The sequence below is a fragment of the Massilibacteroides vaginae genome (genome assembly GCF_900178525.1).
GTDB classification, from domain to species: Bacteria; Bacteroidota; Bacteroidia; order Bacteroidales; family Tannerellaceae; genus Massilibacteroides; species Massilibacteroides vaginae.
Map to the genome: position 1 here is coordinate 628,336 of NZ_FXDJ01000008.1, position 22,042 is coordinate 650,377.

A 22,042-nucleotide genomic window follows, 5' to 3' on the forward strand; every position below is an offset into this window, starting at 1 on the left:
GAATATGGAACGTGGAGGTAAGACTGATCAATTAATGACTATTATTTTTATGGTTCTGGCGGTTATCGCAGGTGCATGTCTGCTATTTGCCAGCAACAGGGTTTATTTTTTATCGTTTGCCGGTATCGCGTTATTATTACGTATTACTCAGTATGCGCTCAGATTTTTCAAATAAAAACAGTATTTATGGAATTGTGCGATATAATTAAACCGGAAAATCTGGTCTATAAAAAACCGGAATTGATGAATGACGCCCCGATGCATTATTGCCCGGGTTGTAGCCATGGAGTTATCCATAAGCTTATTGCTGAAGTCATTGTGGAAATGGGTATGAAAGAAAAAACAATCGGTATATCTCCGGTTGGTTGTGCTGTTTTCGCGTATAATTACTTAGACATAGACTGGATCGAAGCTGCACACGGTCGTGCGCCGGCCGTAGCTACTGCATCTAAACGCCTTAATCCTGAGAAAATGGTTTTCACCTATCAGGGAGACGGCGACTTAGCGGCTATCGGTACAGCAGAAACGATTCATGCGGCTAATCGTGGAGAGAATATTGTTATCGTATTTGTTAACAATGCAATCTATGGAATGACAGGCGGACAGATGTCTCCTACCACACTTGAACACATGTCGACTTCAACAACGCCTTACGGACGCGACATTAACTTAAATGGTCATCCACTTAAAATATCCAACTTATTAGCACAGTTGGAAGGTACTTGCCTTGTAACTCGTCAAAGCGTACATACTCCCGCGGCTGTTAGAAAAGCCAAAAAGATGCTGCGTAAGGCTTTTGAAAACTCAATGATGGGTAAAGGAACCTCTGTGGTAGAGTTTGTTTCAACTTGTTCTTCCGGTTGGAAAATGACACCGGCTCAATCAAACAAATGGATGGAAGAACATATGTTTCCGGCCTATCCGTTAGGAGATTTAAAAAATGTGGATTAATACTTAACGCTTACACGAATGAAAAAGGAAATTATTATAGCTGGATTCGGAGGGCAAGGTGTATTGTCTATGGGAAAAATCTTAGCCTACTCCGGCTTGATGGAAGGAAAAGAAGTTAGCTGGATGCCCTCTTACGGACCTGAACAGCGTGGTGGAACAGCTAATGTAACAGTCATACTTAGTGACGCACCGATTAGCTCGCCGATTCTAAACGAATTTGACGTAGCGATCATTCTAAATCAACCCTCGCTTGACAAGTTCGAGAGCAAGGTAAAGCCGGGAGGTATTCTTATCTACGACGGGTATGGAATCCACACACCTGTGAAAAGAACAGACATTGACGTTTATCGTGTAGACGCGATGGATGCTGTGACTGAAATGCAGAACGAAAAAGCATTCAATATGCTTATCTTAGGAGGACTTCTGAAAGTTTCGCCGATGGTTAAGATAGAAAATGTACTGCTGGGATTAAAAAAATCATTACCGGAACGTCACCATAAACTGATTCCGATGAATGAAGAAGCTATCAAGAAAGGAATGGAGATTATTCGTAAGGTATAGTCTCATGCTAAAAGATTATAATGAGGGGTGTTTCTTTCGTAGAAACGCCCTTTTCTTTTATCTTTGCATCCCATGAAGTATTGCGTATACATATTCATTATCATATTCATATCAGCAACAACATCTCATGCCCAACGAGGCGGTGGAGGACAGCGTGGGAGTTTCTCTCTTTCGAACCTTTCTTCATCAAAGAATGCTTTGCCGGATAGTATATTATTTGCAGACAGTGCAGAATTAAAAAACAAGCGTATTATCGGTTATTCGCTCACAAAGGATATTGGTGATTCTTATATCGCCCCGATGGATACCAACCGACTAAACTACGCCAACAGCACATTAATTGATGGGCATGGACTTTCTGTTGGTTATCTCGGCAATATGGGTTCTCCGGCTCAAAGTCATATTTTTTCCGACAGGAAAGAGGCTAACGACTTCATTTTCGCTGATGGATATAATTATTATAAATATACCTCGCAAAACCTGTTGTTTTATGATGCGAAAACACCCTATTCCAATGTAACATATACTTTCGGAGGGGCCAGCATAAACAAAGAGGAACGGCTGAAAGCAGTTCTGACAACCAACTTCGGAAAAAAAATTAATATCGGAGGAGACTTCGATTACGTATACGGACGTGGTTTTTATAATTCAAACGGGACAAAACAGGTAAGCTACAGATTGTTTGGAAGCTATAGAAGTGACCGGTATGAACTCAATGCTTATTTAAGCAATCAGCATTTCGTGATTAATGAAAATGGCGGGATAACTGATCCCAAATATATTAGAGACCCGGATAATAATTTACAAAACGGACAAATTCCTAAGTCAAAAGAGTTGCCTGTACGTTACAACGCTGCCTGGAATCGGGTAAGAAACAAACAATATTTTCTGACACATCGTTACAATCTGGGATTTACCAGATCCATTGATCAAGTTGACGAAGAGGGAAATGCAAAAGAAATTTTCGTACCGGTATCAAGTATTATTCACACGTTTGAATACGAAGATTACAGAAGACGGTTTTACTCAAGTCAGACAAGTGTTATCGACACTTGCTATCAGGGTGTTTACAATTTAGATCCGGAATTAAATGACAGGATGTCTTCTTGGAATTACAAAAACACATTTGCTCTTTCTCTTCGTGAGGGTTTCCAGGATTGGGTTAAACTTGGACTTACTGCTTTCATCCGGATTGAACAGCGAAAGTTCAGACTTCAATCTCAACCGGAAGAGCTAAAGAATTCACCCATATTCAGTGATAACTGGGATTCATATCCAACCCTTGAATCATTAGATTTTCCACTGATAAAAGACTACAGCGAATCTTCTACTTATATCGGAGGTGAGTTATACAAGAGACAAGGCAGTATGCTGACTTATAATGCCCGCGGTGAACTAAGTATTATTGGTGATGATATAGGAGAATTCAGACTAACCGGAGAGTTACAGACCAAGTTCAATTTATTCAATAAAGAGCTATCCTTAAGGGTAAACGGACATATAAACAACACGACCCCTGCATTCTATCAGAGGCATTTTTATTCCCGTTATTTTTGGTGGGAAAACAACCTGAAGAACATTAAACAAGTTTATGTTGGTGGTGAAGCAAAAATAGAAGCTACCAAAACAACCTTATCAGCTGGTGTGGAAAGCATTGAGAATTATGTATTTTTTAATGCCGATGGAGTACCGGAACAATCCGGCAATAACATACAAGTAATTACGGCAAAAGTTAAGCAGGATTTCCATTATAAAGCTTTTGGATGGGAAAATGAAATAGCCTATCAGCTCAGTAGCGAAAAGAAAGAACTTCCGTTACCGGAAATCACGGCATACTCCAATATTTATCTCAAAACAAAGTTGGCCAAGGTACTGACTGTTCAGATTGGAGCTGACGCGCATTATTTTACCGAATATGATGCACCGTATTACGAACCGGCAACACAACAATTCCAACTACAGCGAAAAGGAAAAGAGATGAAAGTAGGGAACTATCCGTTAGTAAATGCTTATGTAAACTTCCATTTGAAACAAACACGTTTCTTCCTGATGATGTACAATATTAGTACTTTGTTTACAGACCCGAATTACTTTTCTCTGGCAAGCTACCCACTCAACCCGATGCACCTGAAGATTGGCATCTCTGTTAATTTCAACAACTAACCTGATCCGCCACTTATGAAGCATAAAAAACTACTGACCATTTACATAGTTCTTCTTTTGGTGGTTATCGCTGCCATGACCGGCATTTGGTTTTCTCTTACTAAAAATAAGGTTATAAGGGATTATCCGGAAATACAACAAGAGGGTATACTTCGTATCATCACAGAATATAATCAATCCGGTTATTACATTTCAGGAGATACCATAGAAGGATTTCAATACGAACTGAGTCAGGCGATATCCAACATATCCGGACTTGAAGTACAGATCAGTTTAGGTAGCCGGTTATCAAATAGCTTCAGGCAATTAGCAGATGGCAAATACGACATTATCGCGCAAAATATACCTGTCACTTCTGAAAAGAGGGAAGATTTTTTATTTTCCGACCCGATTGTGCTGAACAAACAAGTATTAGTACAACGATCTACAGACGACAGCATTCCTCCGATAAGGACACAGCTTGATCTTGCAAGAAAAGAATTGTATATACCCGAAGGTTCCCCTGCTCTACTCCGCATACAAAATCTGGAAGCTGAAATCGGCGATTCAATCTATGTGATCGAAGATCAGACTTATTCCGAGGAGCAACTGATCATTAAAGTGGCGAAAGGAGAAATTGATTACGCGGTCTGCGATCAGCAAATAGCTAAAACTTACCAAGAGATATATCCTCAGATAGACATAGATACAGACATTAGCTTCACCCAGTTGCAATCTTGGGTGGTAAGAAAAGACGCCCCTATCCTCTTAGACAGTCTAAACGGTTGGATTGAACGGATCAAGAAAAGCGGTGTATATGACAATATATACAAACGTTACTACAAGAAACATTAATTATGTTTATCTTTACACTATACATATTACGAAGTACACATGAGATTTGATGAATTAGAGCTTGAAGATGCCGTATTAGATGGGTTGGATGCCATGAATTTTCTGGAGACCACACCCGTACAGGAGCTCACGATCCCCATTATATTAGAAGGGAAAGATGTGATTGCCTGCGCTCAAACAGGCACTGGTAAAACCGCGGCATATGTGCTTCCGGTAATTAATGAACTGAGCAAGGGCCAGCATGCTTCAAACGGGATAAACGCCATTATCATGGCTCCCACAAGAGAATTGGCCCAACAAATAGATCAACAAATAGAGGGATTCACCTATTTTGTTCCGGTTTCTGCCGTAGCCGTTTATGGAGGAACAGACGGTATAGCCTGGGAACAACAAAAGCGAGGCATAGAGATGGGAGCGGATATCATTATCGCTACACCCGGACGATTGCTTTCACACATGAAACTTGGCAACATTGACTTTTCACACGTATCCTTCTTTATTCTTGACGAGGCTGATCGTATGCTTGATATGGGTTTCTTTGAGGATATCATGTCCATCTATAAGGAATTACCCAAGAGTTGTCAGACAATCATGTTCTCTGCCACTATGCCTCCTAAGATTCGTACTTTGGCAAAGAGTATCCTGAAAACCCCGGAAGAAGTAAAGATTGCCATTTCCCGACCTCCCGAATCCATTATGCAAACGGCCTATATTTGTTACGAACCGCAAAAAATAGCTATTTTGCAGCATCTCTTCGTAGAAAGCCGTCCACAGCGGGTAATTATTTTTTCTTCGTCTAAGTTAAAAGTTAAAGAACTCGCCTCTACACTCAAACGCCTGAAGTTTAACGTTGCAGCTATGCACTCTGATTTAGAACAAAGTCAGCGCGAAGAGGTAATGAAGGAGTTCAAAAACGGACGTATCGACATTCTTGTAGCCACAGATGTGGTTTCACGTGGTATCGACATCAATGACATTAGACTGGTGGTTAACTTCGATATTCCGCATGATCCGGAAGATTATGTACACCGCATCGGACGTACGGCTCGCGGTACCGGAGGAGAAGGTCTTGCAATTACATTTGTATCGGTAGAAGAACAATATTCTTTCAAAAAAATTGAAGATTTCTTACAAAAGAACGTATATAAAATTCCTGTCGATCCAATCATCGGTGAAGCTCCACTTTACGAACCGGATAAAAACAAACAAAGGAGAGGTCGTGGGGGAAGACCAACAGGAAAATACCCTGTAAGCCCAAGAGGCAGACAGCGAAAATAATTCCATTAGCATGAATACATTATTTCATACGCTTATCTCCCGGGTATTGAACATCCCGGACAGACAAGTAAACAAGACCATCGAACTGCTGGGCGAAGGGGCAACTATCCCCTTCATCAGTCGTTACAGGAAAGAAGCAACAGGAGGATTAGACGAGGTACAGATTAGCCAGATCAAAGATCGCCTCGACAAACTCACTGAAATAGAAAAACGTAAAACTACGATTCTTACCTCTATCGAGGAACAAGGCAAACTCACCGCCGATCTTAAGAAACGAATCGAGGACTCGTGGGATGCCACTGAGTTGGAAGACCTCTACTTACCCTACAAGCCCAAACGGCAAACCAAAGCAGAGATAGCACGTAAAAAAGGACTGGAACCGTTGGCCGAAATTGTTTTCATTCAGAATGAACGCGACCTTTCCACACGCATACTTCCTTTTTTAAACGACGAGGTAAAAAATGAAGACGAAGCGCTTCAAGGCGCACGTGATATTATCGCCGAATGGGTGAATGAAAATGAAGACGCGCGTAATAATGTGCGCAACAGCTTCGAACGAACAGCCGTTATCACAGCTAAAGTAATTAAGGGAAAAGAAGAAGAAGGTGCCAAATACCAGGATTATTTTGATTTCTCCGAACCGCTTAAGCGCACCACATCTCATCGATTGCTTGCCCTGCGTCGTGGTGAAGCCGAAGGGATACTGCGTGTAAGCATCTCACCGGATACGGAAAACTGTGTGGATCGCCTCAAGAATCGCTTCGTTAAAGGACGCGGAGAAGCTTCCGGACAGGTTGAAACAGCCGTGGAGGACGCTTTCAAAAGATTACTGAAGCCATCTATAGAAACAGAATACGCCAACCTCAGTAAAACAAAAGCAGATGAAGAAGCCATCCGTGTTTTCGCTGAAAACCTGAAGCAACTGCTTCTTGCTGCTCCGCTTGGGCAGAAGCGTGTTCTCGGTGTTGATCCGGGTTATCGCACGGGGTGTAAATTAGTTTGTCTTGATGCGCAGGGCACACTGCTGCACAACGAAACAATCTATCCTAATCCTCCGCAGAACGAACGAAGTAAAGCAACTTCCAAGGTAGCTCATCTGGTAGAAACTTATGCTATCGATGCTATCGCGATCGGTAACGGAACAGCAAGTCGCGAAACGGAAAAGTTCATCACCGACATTCGCTACGACCGGAAGGTACAAGTATTTGTTGTCAGTGAGAATGGAGCTTCTATCTACTCTGCTTCACCAATAGCGCGTGAAGAATTCCCAAGCTATGATGTTACGGTGCGTGGTGCGATCAGTATCGGACGCCGTTTGATGGATCCGTTGGCTGAACTGGTGAAGATCGACCCCAAAAGCATTGGCGTAGGGCAATATCAGCACGACGTTGATCAAGGTTCGCTGAAAAAAAGTCTTGATCAAACCGTAGAGAGTTGTGTTAATGCGGTGGGGGTAAATGTAAATACCGCCAGCAAACACCTGCTGACGTATATATCCGGTCTGGGACCAACGCTGGCAAAAAACATTGTGGAATACCGTACCGAGCATGGTGCCTTCCAAAGTCGCCGGGAATTACTGAAGGTTCCCCGTATGGGTGAAAAAGCTTTTGAGCAATGCGCAGGCTTCCTTCGTATACAAGGCGGTAAAAACCCGTTGGATAATTCCGCGGTACATCCGGAAAGTTATCCTGTGGTAGAGCAAATGGCAGCCGATCTGCAATGTACAGTGGAAGAGTTAGTCAAGAACAAAGAACTTAAAAAGAAACTCGATCTCAGGAAGTACGTTTCCGACAAGGTAGGTATTCCCACGCTACAAGATATTATGGAAGAGTTGGACAAGCCCGGACGTGATCCACGTCAGACGATACAAGTCTTTTCTTTCGACCCGACAATCAAGACGATTGAGGATTTGCGTGAGGGACAAGTATTGCCCGGAATTGTAACTAACATTACAAACTTTGGCTGTTTTGTAGATGTAGGAGTTAAAGAAAACGGCTTGGTGCATATTTCAGAACTGGCCGACCGTTTTGTTAGCGACCCTACAGAAGTAGTTTCCATCCATCAGCATGTTACCGTAAAAGTACTGAGCGTTGACATGGGGCGTAAAAGAATACAACTCAGCATGAAGCTGTAAAACAAAATAAACCAAAAGTACGTGATTCCTACTACAATCCGGAATCACGTACTTTTAACAACTCCTCTATTCCTTTAAAATCAGAATTTGCGGAAAATATACCGTTTCTCGTTCCTCAGGAGTATAAGTTCCTTCCCCTTAAGCCGTTCGATAGTAAAAGATTCTTTCACGCTATCCCAATCGGTCAGTTGCAGAAAGTCACCGTCATATTCAAGTTGGAGAAGCAGTTGTTTGTCGGCTTCAAGTGTTTTAAAACCATAGCGATGCTTCATTCCGTCAGTGGCAGGATCATACACCTGATACATGAACAGTGAAGTCTGAAAATTATAGAAAACAGTATCTACGGCTGTAATCTGTCCGCTTTCCACAACCTGTCTAAGTTGCCATTTTCCTTCAAGTTTGTCATCATCGTCTTTGCTGCATGAAACAAGGATCAATAATCCCGCGAGCAGCGCTGTTATTCGTCTTATCATAAAACTCCTTTTGTGCTTGGTAACGTAAAATTATATACATCCCGGCGGATAGCCATACGGATCGATCGCGCCAAGGCCTTAAAGATACCTTCTATTTTGTGATGTTCGTTCTCTCCTTCGGCTTTAATGTTCAGATTCATGCGAGCGGCATCACTTAAGCTCTTGAAAAAATGAAGAAACATTTCAGTTGGCATATCCCCTACCCGTTCACGATTAAACGTGGCGTCCCAAACCAACCAAGAGCGTCCGCCGAAATCAAGGGCTACAGAACAGAGGCAATCATCCATCGGCAAACAATAACCATAACGCTCGATTCCCCGCTTGTTACCAAGCGCTTTTAGTAACGCTTCACCGAGAGCAATAGCTGTATCTTCAATGGTATGATGCTCATCCACATTAAGGTCGCCTTTCACACGGACAGTCAAATCCATCCCCGAGTGCTTACCGATCTGGTCGAGCATGTGATCAAAAAATCCGAGACCGGTGGAAACTTCAGTCTTGCCGCTGCCATCCAGATTCAGGGAGATATAAATATCCGTTTCGTGGGTTGTGCGCTGCACAGTAGCCGTGCGTTCACCGGCAAAAAGATATTCAGTAACCTTATCCCAGTCGTCGGTAATAAGCGTTGGCCGAAGCTCACGCGCATACGCCTTTAGTTCAGCTTCCGCACCTTCGGGACTGCGTAGCCAAATGGCCTTAGCTCCAAGATTAGCCGCAAGTTCCACATCAGTCAGTCGGTCGCCGATAACATAGCTGTTTTCCAAATCGTATTCCTTACTCAGGTATTTGCCAAGCATACCCGTACGCGGCTTACGATTCGGCGAATTATCTTCCGGAAAAGAAGGATCGATCAGTACCTCGTCAAAATGAATACCTTCACCTTCAAGTGTCTTCATCATCAAATTATGCGCCGGCCAAAAAGTATCTTCAGGAAAAGAATCAGTACCCAAACCATCCTGATTGCTGACCATCACAAACTCAAAATCGAGCTGTTTCCGTATAAAATGCAAATTACGGAACACTTTGGGGTAGAATGCCAATTTCTCAAGACTATCTAATTGATAGTCTACAGGCGGTTCCAGCACCAATGTTCCATCACGGTCAATAAACAAAGCTCTTTTCATGATTGTATCTTTTCCAGTTCGTTTAATAGTTGATTATTCTCCTCTTCCGTGCCCACAGTTATGCGAAGACAGCCCTCACATAAGGCTACATTAGTACGGTTGCGCACAATAATTCCCTTCTCGACCAATCGGTTGTAAATGCCGGTGGCATCCGTAACGCGTACCAGAATAAAGTTGGCGTCTGAAGGGTATATTGTTTTTACACACGGTAATTCACGGAGGCGTCGCTCCAACAGCGTACGCCCTTCCAATAGTAAAACAAGTTGTTCTTTCATCTTGTTTTCATCCAGAAGTAAGCGTAGCGCGAATTCCTGTGTTAATTGATTGATATTGTAGGGATACTTTATCTTATTCAGCAAACCGATTACCTCCGGCGAAGCAAATGCCATACCCAGACGTATAGCTGCCGCTCCCCAGGCTTTCGAAAAAGTTTGCAACACCACTAAGTTCGGGTACTTGCTCAGTTCACCGATATAAGAAGGCGCGGAAGAAAAGTCAATATATGCCTCATCCACAACCACCAATCCATGAAAATTAGCTAACACCTTGTGAATTTCCTTGCGGCTGAGATTATTTCCGGTCGGATTATTCGGAGAACAAAGAAAAATCAACTTAGAATCTTCTCCCGCAACGCGAAGCAGTTTTTCCGCATCCAATTCAAAGGCCGGCGTAAGTTTCACCTTACGAAATTCCACATTATTTACCTCAGCCGACACCTCATACATACCATACGATGGCGAGATAGAAGTTATCGCATCCTTACCTGGATCGCAAAACGCGCGAATAAGCAAATCAATCGGTTCGTCACTCCCATTTCCCAGCAAAATATTCTCTTTACGTACTCCCTTTAGCTGACCGATCTTTTCCTTCACCGCCCATTGTAACGGATCAGGATAACGGTTATACGGTGTGTTGAACGGGTTTTCATTCGCATCCAGGAAAATAGATGCTTCACCCTGGTATTCGTCTCGCGCGGAAGAGTAAGGTTTCATCTTCAGCACACTTTGTCTTACTAATTTATTGAGTTCTGTCATAGCGTATTCAGTCTTACAGTTACGGCATTGCGATGCGCTTCAAGTTGTTCGTTAGCAGCCATCACCCGGATGGTATCACCTAAATTACGTATCCCGTCTGCGGATATCTCCTGAAAAGTAATCTTCTTAATAAAGCTGTCGAGATTCACACCGCTATACGCCCGGGCATACCTATTGGTCGGCAAGGTATGGTTCGTACCGGAAGCATAGTCGCCTGCGCTTTCAGGAGTATATGCCCCTAAAAAAACACTTCCGGCGTTCTCTACACGCTCGGCTACGGCAGCATAATCTTTGGTTTGAATAATCAAATGCTCCGGTGCGTATAGATTCGTAAATGCAATTACTTCATCCATATCTTTGAGTAATACAATACGACTATGCACAAGTGCCTTAGCTGTAATTTCCTTGCGTGGCAAATCGTTTAACTGGCTGTTAATCGCTTCCTCTACGCGAGAGATCAGCGCTTTATCAGTCGTCACCAATATAGCCTGACTATCCACTCCATGTTCCGCTTGCGACAAGAAATCGGCTGCGATAAAGTCCGGATTGGCGGTTTCGTCGGCAATAACCTGCACTTCAGAAGGTCCGGCAGGCATATCGATAGCTACATCCTTCAAACTGACCAATTGCTTAGCGGCAGTTACATATTGATTACCCGGACCGAAAATCTTGTCTACTTTCGGAACAGACGCTGTGCCATAGGCCATAGCAGCAATGGCCTGTATCCCCCCCGCTTTAATTATTATATGTACACCGGCAGTCTTGGCGGCAAATAAAATAGCCGGGTGCACATTACCGTTAACATCCGGCGGCGTACAAAGAACAATTTCTTTACATCCGGCAATACGCGCGGGAACAGCAAGCATCAGCACAGTTGAAAACAGCGGAGCCGTTCCTCCGGGGATATAAAGTCCTACCTTTTCGATAGCTACCGCCTTCTGCCAGCAAACAACACCCGGGGTTGTTTCAATTTTCTCTCCTGTAAATTCCTGAGCCGCATGAAATCGCGCGATATTCGCATAAGCTGTTTGTATCGCCTGTTTAAGTTCAGCCGGCACGTTTTCTTCAGCTCGTTTGATCTCATCCGCAGAAACTCGAAGCGTATCCAATGTTACTTTGTCAAATTTCTCCTCATACCGCTTTACGGCCTCATCGCCCTCTGTTCGCACCGCTGCCAATACGGGATTAACCGTATCAAACAGTATACTTACATCCATCGCCGGGCGTTTAGCCAGTTCGGGCCAATTGCTTCTGTCGGGATAGTTAATGATTTCCATTCTTGTATTCTTTTTTCAGCAGACTATAAACATTAATGTCAGTATATTTATTATCGGCTAATAATTCACCGTCACGTTCAACTCCTTCAAACTTGAAACCCAGCTTTTGCGGAATGCGGTTACTCTTTTTATTATCAACCGCTACCTTTATCTGCACACGGTTCATATTCAATTGTTCGAAAGCGTAATCAAGCAAAGCATCCACCGAGCGTGTCATGATACCGTTTCCCTGTTGATATTGAGAAAGCCAGTAGCCAATCTCGATTTTATGATTTGAATCGTCAAAATCCTTAAAACCAACCAGTCCGACAAAAATACCCATGTAACGAATAGTAAATTGTTCGGAAGGCGATTGCAGCATCTGCACAACTGCATTCGCAGTATCTTCTTCCTGCTGTGTATTATCCACAAAGGGCAACCATTCACGCATATATTCGCGCTCATCATTCAGCATCCGGAAGATATCCGAAATATCGTCCAAACACAAAGGTATTAATTGTATATCGTCTGTGATGCGTATCATAAGATCATTTTTTCAATAGGTAACACTAAAATACCTTCCGCACCCAACGATTTTAGTTTCCCGATGATCTCCCAAAAATGCTTCTCCGCGATTACCGACTGGATAGAAACCCACTCGCTATCAGCCAATGGCGTAACCGTAGGACTCTTCATTCCGGGCAGAACACGGATAATTTCATTCAGATTTTCTCTCGGCGCATTCAACAACACATATTTCTTTCCTTCCGCTTCCTGGATGGCCGCAAAACGGAACAGAAGTTCATTTAGCACTTCTTTTTTCTCTTCAGTCAGTTTTTTATTCGCGATCAATAATGCCTCGCTATTCATCACCACCTCAACCTCTTTCAGGCGGTTACTCACCAATGTACTCCCCGAGCTTACGATATCAAAAATCGCATTTGCCAAACCAATACCCGGAGCAATCTCTACCGAGCCACTAATCACATGAAGTTCTGCTTTTACCTTGTTTTGCTTCAAAAAAGCTTCCAAAATACCTGGATACGAAGTAGCGATCGTTTTACCTTCAAACCACTCAACTCCGTTATACTCCTCATCCTTCGGAATAGCCAGCGACAAACGGCATTTACTAAAACCAAGACGTTTGATCAATTCAGCCTGCCCGCCTTTCTCTACATACTCATTCTCTCCCACAATGCCGACATCCGCCACACCGTTTGCAACTGATTGCGGAATATCATCGTCTCGCAGAAAAAGAACTTCAACCGGAAATCCTTTTGCAGACAAAAGCAATACACGTTTCCCTTTATTTAATTTAATTCCCGCTTCTTCTAATAAAAGCATTGTTTCGTCGTACAAACGACCTTTGGACTGAACTGCGATTCTTAACATGTCTATTTGTTTTTATTTATAAATATGCACAAAAAAAGGCTCACCTACACGGCAAGCCTTATTATATATTATCAAAGTATCTACATACCACACAGCCTACCGAACGATGTCCGCTATACAATGATGGTGATGATGTAGATTTATTCTTTTCATTTCAATACTTATTTCAAACGCAAAGTTACAATAATAATTGAATATCCAAATTTTTCTATCCTTTTTATTCATAACAGACCGTTTCGTGTACGTTATATGATATATAAAAGCAAAGACTTCAACTTCTTTCATTATATTAAAAGAAATCTTATCTTTGTATTGAAAGAATTTAATTAAAATTCTGTATCGACAAGTGAAAATACAGGCAGGCGATTAGAAAATTTAATCTTCTTACACCTTCGTCGAAAACACAAACAGATATTCTATTATAAAGATCGGGGAGAATGCGATTTTATAGCAATGGAGAAAAATGCAGTCAAAGAAGCGATACAAGTATGCTTAACCATAAACGATGAAAACTTTGACAGAGAATATAACGGCTTGTTAGAAGCAATGCAAAACCTCGGACTCAACGAGGGCACAATCGTTACGCTCAATCAAAACGATACATTTGAAAAAAACGGCATGATCATCAATATAATACCAGTACACGAATATCTGGAGCGATAAGTAGCTAATAGTATTAATTAAATATACGGTTTGATCTTTAATTAATTTGTTCATTTATTTGTACGTATGTAATTGTTTCGTATTTTTGTCGTGAACACTAAAAAATTACTTATAATTATGACAAAGCATCAGGATGAAAAAAAAACTGCACTGAAAAAGATGCTTGATGACAAGAAAGCACTTTCTAAGTGTATCAGGGAAAAGGGTGATATTAATAAAATTCTGAATGAAAGAGGTATTAAATTGTCCGCGCCATTATCCTGTTAAATTTAACGATAATTCAACAACTTACGAGTTTATAACTGAGGGCGGTATAAAATATACCGCTTATTTTATTTGCTGCTCCTGCTATTCTGACGAATTAAGCATCAAAGTAAAGCATTCGTTTTCTGTACATCTCTTTATGAAATGACCCTCTAAATTAATCGATATTTATTCCTGTTTTTTTGCATTACTATATGTTTAAAAAGATATCCTTTATTTTTCAAAAGATAACCTTTATTTTTCGAAAAATAACCTTTATGTTTTTAGGAGGTTTCAGTGGTCTGATTATCAATGATATAGAAAGACGCTAAAAACATGGCGATTTTCCCTTGATTTTAATTTAAAATTCTCCCGTTTTGCTCTCCCTGAGCATAGAGAAATCTTAGACAATCACAAAAATATATTTATTATTCCAAATCATTTTGCATATCAGTATGGTTTATGTTATAAACTTATTTATATTTGCAGAAATATATTATTTCTAATACAATAACAAATTAAATATTACTGTCATGAAAAGTTTAATAATCAATGTTTTTGCATGCTTGACAATAGCTGTTTCCGGAAACAGTATAATGGCACAAACTGCCGAATTAACAATCGTAGTAAAAGACATCAAAGAATTAAAAGGGAAAATATTGGTTGCTGTTAAGGACAGCAAAAACCCGGAAGCAATGGTTTACGATATGGCTCCGGTGGAACAAAAGGAAAGCGTTGTTTTTACATTAAAAGATGTTCCCGCAGGAAAGGTCGATATTTCACTCTTTCAGGATCTCAATGAAAATTTCAAGCTGGATATGGACGAACAAAACATACCGCTTGAGCCTTGTTACAACAAAGAAAAATTCAACGTGAAAGAAAACGATACGAATAAACTCGTGGTCAGATTGATAAACGTGAAAGAACTGATGATGCAAAATCCGAATTAAGATGAAACGAACAGTCTTCTATTTTTTTATCAGTATTTCCTTCTTTTTTTCTATAACAGCCATTGCGCAAGAACGCAAAGGGCGTATTCTTAACAACCGGAATGAACCTGTTGAGTTTGCGACGATTATCCTACTCAAGAACGGGGAACAGGCCACCACGGCAATAACGGATACATCAGGCTGTTTCGCTTTTACGGCTAATGAAGGTAAATACTTGATGCGCATTCAGAACATTACGTATAAAACGCTTGAGAACGAAATCAACCTTACCCGAAGCAATCTTGATTTAGGGTTATTTGAAATGGAGGATGCGTTTGTAAATATGTCGGAAGTAGTGGTTACCGCCTCTACGATCACTCGTGAAACAGACAGATTTATTATGCAGGTCAACAACAATATGCCTTCGCTGATGAACAAAGACGCGTCTGAAGTGCTTCAACTTGCCCCCGGTGTATGGGTGGATGAGAAGGGTATTTCTATCAACGGAACTGCCGGAACTAAAGTGTATATTAATGACCGGGAACTAAAGCTTCCGGCCAACGAACTGGTTGGCTATCTGCGCAATTATCGTTCGTCGGATATAGCACGCGTTGAAGTAGTGCCGCAAGCTGGAGCGGAATACAGTGCGGATTCCAAAGGGGGTGTAATCAGGATTGTTTTACGCAAACAGCAGGAAAACGGGTTGACCGGCAGTGGCATGATGCAAACCTCACAGGGTGAAAATTACGCCTATTACAAACCCTCGGCAAACATAAACGCACGTATTGGAAAATGGACAATAAACGCATCCGCGTCCGGAGATGTAACACCCACAAACAAAAATAAAATGACCGAACTTCGCTCCTATCCGGATGTTTCGGATGATTCTTTTCAATCTCAGTCATTTATGAACAGAAAACCGAAATCGGCAATGGGCAGACTGGGGGCTGTTTATGAAATAAATAAAAGAAACAGTATTGGCGCGGAACTGGAATGGTGGGCAAGAAAAACAGAAACACCGGCCTACTCGGAAACGACCGGCAACACAAGTGGCACCCTGTTTCATAGCACAAGCAACTACGAAGAATATGAAAAAGACCGGAATATGTCGGCAACTTTCAACTATATATATAAGGTAGATACGCTTGGGTCTATCCTTAAAACGATTGTAGACTATACCGATAAAAAAGTTACAGGGGTAAATGAATACGCGTCTGTTTTTGAGCTACCCAATGGTCGGTCGGATTCCGTTTACCGCAACAATTCGTGGTCGAACTACCGCATATACACTACTGATCTGATGTTGGACAAGCGTTTGCAAAACGGGATGAAATATACCGGAGGAGTACGTTTTGTCCGCAATGAAATGTCAAACGAAACCTTGTATGAGGGGCAATACAATAAACAATGGAGACCACTCGATCGATTTAATTACGCGTTGGATTATGCGGAAAACATCAGTGCCGCTTATGCTACATTTGCATTCCGGTTGGGCAGTCTGGATGTTTTAGCCGGTTTGCGCGGTGAATATACGTTTACAACAGGGAAAAATGAACCGGATAAAAAGTACACAGATCTGTTTCCAAACCTGAATCTGACTTATTCGTTTAATACGATGAAAACTTTTTTACTTGTGGGACAGTATGCCCGGAATATACAACGTCCGAACTTTTGGTATTTAAACTCAAATCGTATTCAATACTCAGACTACGCGTATTATATCGGCAACCCACTGCTTAAGCCCACTTACATCAACCGGATGAGTCTAACCGCAGTATATAAATATCGCCACACGCTAACAGTCGGAGCCAATCTGCACAAAGACCTGATACGTGAAGTAACAAAAATCGATTCGGAAAATCCGGAAGTTAAATACATAACTCCTGAAAATCATTCCAGCGAGAATCACTATTTTGTTGCCATAAGCAGTCCGCTGAATTTCAACAAATGGTTCTCGTTAAACACAAATTTAGTCGGTGTAAAACAAGATATTCGTGGGGTAAAAACAGACAAGACGATGAGTCATTACCTCTATTTCATCAACTCGACGGCCAATTTCACACTGCCTATGGATTTCTTCCTTGAATTTTCTTACAACGGCACAAGCCGGCTGTATTCCGCTAATTCAGGAATTGAACCCACTCATTTATTTCATGCAGAGATCAAAAAAAAGCTACTTGCCGGCCGGATGAACCTGACGTTAGGCATCCACAATATATTCAATCGGCAGACCTCCTATTTCGCGAACATGGATAGTTACATGTCGAAATCAAAAAGTGTGGACGCAAGGAATTCCCGGTCAATAAAACTATCGCTACAATACACGTTCAATGCAGGGAAAGCAGTTAAAAAGCGTGCAATTGAAAGTGGACTTAACTCGGAAAAGGAACGTATAGAAAAGGCCTCCGGTGTAAAATAATTTATATTATAAACCAAATAAGATAATAATCATTAATTTTACAATTAAAATATAATTAATCATGGAAGAATTGCAAGACAAACGGCTAAACGAAAAAGAAAGTTTAGAATTGATCGCACAAATGATCCGCAACACCAAAATGAAGATGAAAGAAGGCAGCGGAACAATGTTTTTGATCTGGGGATATTCCACGGTGATCGTTACAATGCTTGTTTGGAGTCTTTGTCTTTATACGCAAGATTATAGATACCAGTGGCTCTGGTTCCTGCTGCCGATATCCGCTTCAATAATGACGATTATTTACAAAAAGCAAGAAGATAAAAAACCTCGTGTCAGCACATATATAGACCGTGTAATAAGCTATATATGGTGGGTAGTGGGTGTTGCCGGATTTTTGCTTTCAATGGTATCTATACTGGCTTATACCTTCCCGATCTTGTTTGTAATCGTTCTGATCATGGGCATCGGCACTACATTAACAGGATTAATCATCAGTTTCCGTCCGTTGATTATTTCCGGTATAATAGGAATGGCGGCTTCAGTCGTTTTATCTTTCCTGAGCTGGAAGTTTCAACTACCACTGTTTTCCCTGATTTTTCTGTTCATGATGATCATTCCCGGGCATTACCTGAACCATAAAGCCACAAATAACAATGTTTAAAGAATTAGATCCGTTATTTTTATCCGAACTCCGACTTGCCGTAATGTCGATTCTGATCTCGGTAGAAGAGGCCGACTTTGTCTATTTGAGGGAAAAGACAAACGCAACCGCCGGAAACCTGAGTGTGCAGATCGATAAATTGCAACAAGCGGGTTATATTGACATAAAAAAAACATTCAAAGGAAAAAGACCTCAAACGCTTTGTAAAATAACAAAAAAAGGAATCAGCGCTTTTGAAGAATATATTGAGGCTTTAAAAAGCTACATAAACCTATAATAATCAGCTTATAAAAGCTATCCTGTTTGAGAATAAGAATCATACATAATTGAGAGGGTTTTTCAAAAACATGCTATAAAGCATATTTTGAAAAACTCTCTTAATTTGAAAAAAGATTCCTCTAATGTTTAAAAGAACGTACATTTGTCGTCTTAAACAGAAACAACTAACTATAACTAAATAAAGACATCATGAATATCTCACACATTGAGCATCTTGGTATTGCAGTAAAGAGTATCGAACAATCTCTTCCTTACTACGAAGAAGTTCTCGGATTGAAATGCTACAACATAGAAGAAGTTGTAGATCAAAAAGTTAAAACTGCTTTTTTTAAAGTAGGGCAAACAAAAATCGAACTTCTTGAACCTACCAGCGAAGACAGTACAATCGCAAAGTTTATTGAGAAAAAAGGAGAAGGAATACACCATATCGCATTTGCAGTTCCTTCTGTACAAGAAGCACTTGACAAAGCTTCTGAAAAAGGTGTTCAATTGATTGACAAAGCACCAAGAGCAGGTGCGGAGGGTATGGATATCGCCTTCTTACATCCTAAATCAACATGCAGTGTACTTACAGAATTCTGCATGCCGGGTGCAAAAAAATAACAACGTAATTTTAAAAGAACATTTTTAACAATAAGCTAAAATCTAATGGATAACCAGCAAGAGAAAGTGAAACAACTTATCTCGCTTCGTGAAAAGGCTCGCCTTGGTGGAGGAGAAAAAAGAATTGCTTCACAACATGAGAAAGGCAAATATACGGCCAGAGAACGTATTGCTATGTTGCTCGACGAGGGCAGTTTCGAGGAATTTGACATGTTTGTTCAGCACCGCTGCACAAACTTTGGTATTAGTGATACGCAATATTTAGGAGACGGTGTAGTTACTGGTTATGGAACTATCGACAACCGTTTAGTTTATATTTACGCGCAGGATTTCACCGTATTTGGCGGCGCTTTATCTGAATCAATGGCCATGAAAATATGTAAAGTAATGGATCAGGCGATGAAGATGGGTGCTCCGGTAATCGGATTGAATGATTCGGGAGGCGCGCGTATTCAGGAAAGTGTAAATGCTTTGGCAGGTTATGCTGAAATATTTCAACGCAATATTCTTGCCTCCGGAGTAATTCCTCAGATATCCGCGATCTTCGGTCCTTGTGCCGGTGGTGCGGTATATTCACCTGCTTTAACAGACTTCACTATCATGTCTGAAGGTACCAGTTATATGTTTGTAACCGGTCCGAAAGTAGTTAAAAGCGTTACGGGAGAAACTGTAACTCAGGAACAATTAGGAGGTGCGAAAGTACACGCCAGCAAATCAGGTGTATCTCATTTCGTATCCGAGACTGAAGAAGATGGTTTATTAGTTATTCGTAAGCTATTAAGTTACCTTCCTCAAAATAACCTGGAAGATGCTCCGCTAAGTATATGTACAGACGCTGTCGATCGTTTGGAAGATGCGTTAAATGAAATCATTCCGGACAATCCGAACAAACCATACGACGTTACAGACATAATAAAAGGTATCGTTGACAATGGAGAATACTTAGAGTCACAAAAGTTATATGCGCCTAACATCGTTACTTGCTTTGCTCGTTTCAATGGTCAAAGTGTAGGTATTATCGCTAACCAACCGAAATACCTGGCCGGTGTATTAGACATTAACGCATCTCGTAAGGCTGCGCGTTTTGTACGTTTCTGCGACGCGTTCAATATTCCTATCGTAACATTGGTAGACGTACCGGGATTCCTTCCGGGAACTGCACAGGAATACGGAGGTATCATCATTCATGGTGCGAAATTACTTTTCGCATACGGTGAAGCTACTGTTCCAAAGGTAACTGTTATCTTGCGTAAATCGTATGGTGGTGCTTATTGCGTAATGAGTTCTAAACATTTACGTGGTGACATTAACTACTCTTGGCCATCCGGCGAAATCGCTGTAATGGGCGCAAGTGGAGCAATAGAAGTGCTTTATTCTAAAGATATAGCTAAAATAGAAAATCCGGAGGAGAAAGCAGCCTTTATCGCTGAAAAAGAAGCAGAGTATAAAGATGCTTTTGCCAATCCTTATGAAGCGGCTAAATATGGCTATGTGGATGACGTGATTGAACCACGTAACACGCGTTTCCGTATTATCCGTGCTTTGCAGTCATTAGCAACCAAGAAACTGGTAAATCCGGCAAAAAAACACAGTAACATTCCATTATAAACCGAAAGGAAGATATGAAACAATTATTGTCAATAAAGATAGTTGCACTAATAATCTGTCTTTTTTCGGTTTCGAAAGCCACAGGTCAAATGTTGGACGATGTTCGAATTAATGAAATCCAGGTAATTAACAAGGATGGATTTAAGGATAATTTCGGACAGGCACTTTCCTGGATTGAGCTTTTCAACACCGGATACGGACAAGTGAATATTGGTGGAGCTATTTTAAAAGTAAACGGTAAAGAATATCGTATCCCCAGAACAAAAGAGATGGTTATCCCGACACGTGGATATGTTATCTTTTTTGCGAGTGGGCAAACTGATAAGGGTGCGTACTATACGAACTTCACGTTAGAAAATACGGACTTTATCGAACTGTACTCTCCCGACGATCTAAATACACCCATAGACAGACTTACATTCAATCCTGCGGAAATGAAAGAAGATGTCACATACGGTTGGTTTAAGGACGAGAGCGGTGTGGAAAAAGTAATGAATCTCCCCGTAATTACTCCGGGTGCGACAAACAATACCCTTGAAACGGTTCATCGTTCGGAACTATTCCGTCAGGCTGATCCTTCAGGTGGTGTACTGACTATAACGGCTGTAGTCGTGGTTGGTCTGAACCTTTTCTTGCTGTACATTATTTTCGCATACATTGGAAAAATGAATATGAAGATAGCTCGCAGAAAAGAAGAAAAAGCGTTGAAAGCTATTGCAGAAGCAACGAATACTAAAGTTGTTGCCGGAAAAGAAGATGTTCTTACCAACGAAGAGTTAGCTGCTATTGCTATCGCATTGTTTAAGTATTCAGAAGATCTTCATGACATTGAGGATACCGTGTTGACCATCAACCGGGCAGCGAAAGCTTATTCTCCATGGAGTTCCAAAATCTACGGTTTGAGACAATCATTAATTAAAAGGTAAATCATGAAAAAATATGTTATAAAGATATACGGTACTGAATATGCCGTAAAAATCAAAAACGTAGAGGGAAAAACTGCACAGCTCACGGTTAATGACATCCCCTACGAAGTAGAAGTTGAAGGGATAACAACGAATCCGACAAGAATGACTACTAAAACAGCTATTCAACATCCGGTTATGCAGTCTGAAGTTCCGGTTAGTAAACCGGCTCCTACTTCAAGCAGCTCATATCCAATGAAAGCACCACTTCCCGGTGTGATTTTGGAAATGGGTATCAAAGAAGGTGATACGATAAAACAAGGTCAGCTTTTATTAGTACTTGAAGCAATGAAAATGGAGAACAACATCGAATCAGACAGAGCTGGTGTAATAGACAAGATCTACTTTCACAAAGGCGACTCCGTATTAGAAGGCGACACACTGCTTACAATCAAATAAGGATATATAACACAAAAAAAAACGGATATCAAAAAGGTATCCGTTTTTTTGTATTATATAAATATCAAATCAT

At 41.1% G+C, this 22,042-nt stretch carries 23 protein-coding genes; 17 read left to right on the forward strand and 6 right to left on the reverse strand.

The window, feature by feature from the left end; all coding sequences use genetic code 11:
• Nucleotides 1-4: 4 nt before the first annotated feature.
• From B9Y81_RS15275 to B9Y81_RS07960, 7 genes are all read left to right on the forward strand, one after another.
• Nucleotides 5-175, forward strand: a complete 171-nt coding sequence (locus B9Y81_RS15275; RefSeq protein ID WP_176221461.1) for a hypothetical protein — start codon at nucleotides 5-7, stop codon at nucleotides 173-175.
• Between the two features lie 11 nt (nucleotides 176-186).
• On the forward strand, nucleotides 187-951 hold the full coding sequence (locus B9Y81_RS07935; RefSeq protein WP_085536442.1) for a thiamine pyrophosphate-dependent enzyme: 765 nt from the start codon (nucleotides 187-189) through the stop codon (nucleotides 949-951).
• Nucleotides 952-969: 18 nt separating this feature from the next.
• On the forward strand, nucleotides 970-1,512 hold the full coding sequence (locus B9Y81_RS07940; protein WP_085536443.1) for a 2-oxoacid:acceptor oxidoreductase family protein: 543 nt from the start codon (nucleotides 970-972) through the stop codon (nucleotides 1,510-1,512).
• 72 nt (nucleotides 1,513-1,584) lie between these two features.
• Entirely contained in the window at nucleotides 1,585-3,675 is a 2,091-nt protein-coding gene (locus B9Y81_RS07945) for a putative porin (protein WP_085536444.1), read from the forward strand.
• A gap of 15 nt (nucleotides 3,676-3,690) precedes the next feature.
• Nucleotides 3,691-4,509, forward strand: coding sequence for a transporter substrate-binding domain-containing protein (locus B9Y81_RS07950; protein WP_085536445.1), 819 nt, complete (start codon nucleotides 3,691-3,693; stop codon nucleotides 4,507-4,509).
• 39 nt (nucleotides 4,510-4,548) lie between these two features.
• Nucleotides 4,549-5,787: a DEAD/DEAH box helicase gene (locus B9Y81_RS07955; protein WP_085536446.1), complete on the forward strand. Its 1,239-nt coding sequence runs from the start codon at nucleotides 4,549-4,551 to the stop codon at nucleotides 5,785-5,787.
• A 10-nt stretch (nucleotides 5,788-5,797) separates the two neighbouring features.
• Nucleotides 5,798-7,921 (forward strand): Tex family protein, encoded by a 2,124-nt coding sequence (locus B9Y81_RS07960; RefSeq protein ID WP_085536447.1) that lies wholly within the window; start codon nucleotides 5,798-5,800, stop codon nucleotides 7,919-7,921.
• Nucleotides 7,922-8,001: 80 nt separating this feature from the next.
• Here B9Y81_RS07960 and B9Y81_RS07965 read toward each other — a convergent pair whose 3' ends face one another.
• Genes B9Y81_RS07965 through hisG form a run of 6 tightly spaced genes read right to left on the reverse strand, consistent with a single transcriptional unit; the run spans nucleotide 8,002 to nucleotide 13,200 of the window.
• Nucleotides 8,002-8,394, reverse strand: a complete 393-nt coding sequence (locus B9Y81_RS07965) for a lipocalin-like domain-containing protein (RefSeq protein WP_085536448.1) — start codon at nucleotides 8,392-8,394, stop codon at nucleotides 8,002-8,004.
• Complete coding sequence (gene hisB, locus B9Y81_RS07970) at nucleotides 8,391-9,518, reverse strand: bifunctional histidinol-phosphatase/imidazoleglycerol-phosphate dehydratase HisB (protein WP_085536449.1); 1,128 nt, start codon at nucleotides 9,516-9,518, stop codon at nucleotides 8,391-8,393. Before hisB ends, B9Y81_RS07965 begins: the two co-directional genes overlap by 4 nt.
• The gene (hisC, locus tag B9Y81_RS07975; protein ID WP_085536450.1) at nucleotides 9,515-10,552 is read right to left on the reverse strand and encodes a histidinol-phosphate transaminase; all 1,038 of its coding nucleotides are present in this window, start codon (nucleotides 10,550-10,552) and stop codon (nucleotides 9,515-9,517) included. Before hisC ends, hisB begins: the two co-directional genes overlap by 4 nt.
• Entirely contained in the window at nucleotides 10,549-11,829 is a 1,281-nt protein-coding gene (gene hisD, locus B9Y81_RS07980; protein ID WP_085536451.1) for a histidinol dehydrogenase, read from the reverse strand. The genes hisC and hisD overlap by 4 nt, the downstream gene beginning before the upstream one ends.
• Nucleotides 11,816-12,352, reverse strand: coding sequence for a GNAT family N-acetyltransferase (locus tag B9Y81_RS07985; protein ID WP_085536452.1), 537 nt, complete (start codon nucleotides 12,350-12,352; stop codon nucleotides 11,816-11,818). The genes hisD and B9Y81_RS07985 overlap by 14 nt, the downstream gene beginning before the upstream one ends.
• The gene (gene hisG, locus B9Y81_RS07990) at nucleotides 12,349-13,200 is read right to left on the reverse strand and encodes an ATP phosphoribosyltransferase (RefSeq protein ID WP_085536453.1); all 852 of its coding nucleotides are present in this window, start codon (nucleotides 13,198-13,200) and stop codon (nucleotides 12,349-12,351) included. Before hisG ends, B9Y81_RS07985 begins: the two co-directional genes overlap by 4 nt.
• Before the next feature lie 453 nt (nucleotides 13,201-13,653).
• Between hisG and B9Y81_RS07995 the strand changes: the two genes are divergently transcribed.
• From B9Y81_RS07995 to B9Y81_RS08035, 10 genes are all read left to right on the forward strand, one after another.
• Nucleotides 13,654-13,863, forward strand: a complete 210-nt coding sequence (locus tag B9Y81_RS07995; protein WP_085536454.1) for a hypothetical protein — start codon at nucleotides 13,654-13,656, stop codon at nucleotides 13,861-13,863.
• A 117-nt stretch (nucleotides 13,864-13,980) separates the two neighbouring features.
• Complete coding sequence (locus B9Y81_RS15280; protein ID WP_176221462.1) at nucleotides 13,981-14,130, forward strand: hypothetical protein; 150 nt, start codon at nucleotides 13,981-13,983, stop codon at nucleotides 14,128-14,130.
• A 509-nt stretch (nucleotides 14,131-14,639) separates the two neighbouring features.
• Complete coding sequence (locus B9Y81_RS08000; protein ID WP_085536455.1) at nucleotides 14,640-15,056, forward strand: DUF2141 domain-containing protein; 417 nt, start codon at nucleotides 14,640-14,642, stop codon at nucleotides 15,054-15,056.
• Nucleotide 15,057: 1 nt separating this feature from the next.
• Nucleotides 15,058-17,454, forward strand: a complete 2,397-nt coding sequence (locus B9Y81_RS08005) for a TonB-dependent receptor (RefSeq protein ID WP_085536456.1) — start codon at nucleotides 15,058-15,060, stop codon at nucleotides 17,452-17,454.
• A gap of 61 nt (nucleotides 17,455-17,515) precedes the next feature.
• Nucleotides 17,516-18,115: a hypothetical protein gene (locus B9Y81_RS08010; protein WP_245832421.1), complete on the forward strand. Its 600-nt coding sequence runs from the start codon at nucleotides 17,516-17,518 to the stop codon at nucleotides 18,113-18,115.
• The gene (locus tag B9Y81_RS08015) at nucleotides 18,108-18,392 is read left to right on the forward strand and encodes a winged helix-turn-helix domain-containing protein (protein WP_085536457.1); all 285 of its coding nucleotides are present in this window, start codon (nucleotides 18,108-18,110) and stop codon (nucleotides 18,390-18,392) included. The genes B9Y81_RS08010 and B9Y81_RS08015 overlap by 8 nt, the downstream gene beginning before the upstream one ends.
• Before the next feature lie 191 nt (nucleotides 18,393-18,583).
• The gene (mce, locus tag B9Y81_RS08020; RefSeq protein WP_085536458.1) at nucleotides 18,584-18,997 is read left to right on the forward strand and encodes a methylmalonyl-CoA epimerase; all 414 of its coding nucleotides are present in this window, start codon (nucleotides 18,584-18,586) and stop codon (nucleotides 18,995-18,997) included.
• 45 nt (nucleotides 18,998-19,042) lie between these two features.
• Nucleotides 19,043-20,605, forward strand: a complete 1,563-nt coding sequence (locus B9Y81_RS08025) for an acyl-CoA carboxylase subunit beta (protein ID WP_085536459.1) — start codon at nucleotides 19,043-19,045, stop codon at nucleotides 20,603-20,605.
• Nucleotides 20,606-20,619: 14 nt separating this feature from the next.
• The gene (locus tag B9Y81_RS08030) at nucleotides 20,620-21,531 is read left to right on the forward strand and encodes an OadG family transporter subunit (RefSeq protein ID WP_085536460.1); all 912 of its coding nucleotides are present in this window, start codon (nucleotides 20,620-20,622) and stop codon (nucleotides 21,529-21,531) included.
• 3 nt (nucleotides 21,532-21,534) lie between these two features.
• Nucleotides 21,535-21,969, forward strand: a complete 435-nt coding sequence (locus B9Y81_RS08035; RefSeq protein ID WP_085536461.1) for a biotin/lipoyl-containing protein — start codon at nucleotides 21,535-21,537, stop codon at nucleotides 21,967-21,969.
• Nucleotides 21,970-22,042: the final 73 nt, after the last annotated feature.

What these genes read in the sequence shown, in the direction of transcription:
- B9Y81_RS08015 (WP_085536457.1), top strand. Translation starts at nt 18,108, where the DNA reads ATGTTTAAAGAATTAGATCCGTTATTTTTATCCGAACTCCGACTTGCC.
- B9Y81_RS07955 (WP_085536446.1), top strand. Translation starts at nt 4,549, where the DNA reads ATGAGATTTGATGAATTAGAGCTTGAAGATGCCGTATTAGATGGGTTG.
- B9Y81_RS07950 (WP_085536445.1), top strand. Translation starts at nt 3,691, where the DNA reads ATGAAGCATAAAAAACTACTGACCATTTACATAGTTCTTCTTTTGGTG.
- hisC (WP_085536450.1), bottom strand. Translation starts at nt 10,552, where the DNA reads ATGACAGAACTCAATAAATTAGTAAGACAAAGTGTGCTGAAGATGAAA.
- B9Y81_RS07940 (WP_085536443.1), top strand. Translation starts at nt 970, where the DNA reads ATGAAAAAGGAAATTATTATAGCTGGATTCGGAGGGCAAGGTGTATTG.
- B9Y81_RS08010 (WP_245832421.1), top strand. Translation starts at nt 17,516, where the DNA reads ATGGAAGAATTGCAAGACAAACGGCTAAACGAAAAAGAAAGTTTAGAA.
- B9Y81_RS08025 (WP_085536459.1), top strand. Translation starts at nt 19,043, where the DNA reads ATGGATAACCAGCAAGAGAAAGTGAAACAACTTATCTCGCTTCGTGAA.
- hisB (WP_085536449.1), bottom strand. Translation starts at nt 9,518, where the DNA reads ATGAAAAGAGCTTTGTTTATTGACCGTGATGGAACATTGGTGCTGGAA.
- B9Y81_RS07965 (WP_085536448.1), bottom strand. Translation starts at nt 8,394, where the DNA reads ATGATAAGACGAATAACAGCGCTGCTCGCGGGATTATTGATCCTTGTT.
- B9Y81_RS07995 (WP_085536454.1), top strand. Translation starts at nt 13,654, where the DNA reads ATGGAGAAAAATGCAGTCAAAGAAGCGATACAAGTATGCTTAACCATA.
- B9Y81_RS07945 (WP_085536444.1), top strand. Translation starts at nt 1,585, where the DNA reads ATGAAGTATTGCGTATACATATTCATTATCATATTCATATCAGCAACA.
- mce (WP_085536458.1), top strand. Translation starts at nt 18,584, where the DNA reads ATGAATATCTCACACATTGAGCATCTTGGTATTGCAGTAAAGAGTATC.
- B9Y81_RS08000 (WP_085536455.1), top strand. Translation starts at nt 14,640, where the DNA reads ATGAAAAGTTTAATAATCAATGTTTTTGCATGCTTGACAATAGCTGTT.
- hisG (WP_085536453.1), bottom strand. Translation starts at nt 13,200, where the DNA reads ATGTTAAGAATCGCAGTTCAGTCCAAAGGTCGTTTGTACGACGAAACA.
- B9Y81_RS15280 (WP_176221462.1), top strand. Translation starts at nt 13,981, where the DNA reads ATGACAAAGCATCAGGATGAAAAAAAAACTGCACTGAAAAAGATGCTT.
- B9Y81_RS15275 (WP_176221461.1), top strand. Translation starts at nt 5, where the DNA reads ATGGAACGTGGAGGTAAGACTGATCAATTAATGACTATTATTTTTATG.
- B9Y81_RS07960 (WP_085536447.1), top strand. Translation starts at nt 5,798, where the DNA reads ATGAATACATTATTTCATACGCTTATCTCCCGGGTATTGAACATCCCG.
- B9Y81_RS08030 (WP_085536460.1), top strand. Translation starts at nt 20,620, where the DNA reads ATGAAACAATTATTGTCAATAAAGATAGTTGCACTAATAATCTGTCTT.
- B9Y81_RS08005 (WP_085536456.1), top strand. Translation starts at nt 15,058, where the DNA reads ATGAAACGAACAGTCTTCTATTTTTTTATCAGTATTTCCTTCTTTTTT.
- B9Y81_RS07935 (WP_085536442.1), top strand. Translation starts at nt 187, where the DNA reads ATGGAATTGTGCGATATAATTAAACCGGAAAATCTGGTCTATAAAAAA.
- hisD (WP_085536451.1), bottom strand. Translation starts at nt 11,829, where the DNA reads ATGGAAATCATTAACTATCCCGACAGAAGCAATTGGCCCGAACTGGCT.
- B9Y81_RS08035 (WP_085536461.1), top strand. Translation starts at nt 21,535, where the DNA reads ATGAAAAAATATGTTATAAAGATATACGGTACTGAATATGCCGTAAAA.
- B9Y81_RS07985 (WP_085536452.1), bottom strand. Translation starts at nt 12,352, where the DNA reads ATGATACGCATCACAGACGATATACAATTAATACCTTTGTGTTTGGAC.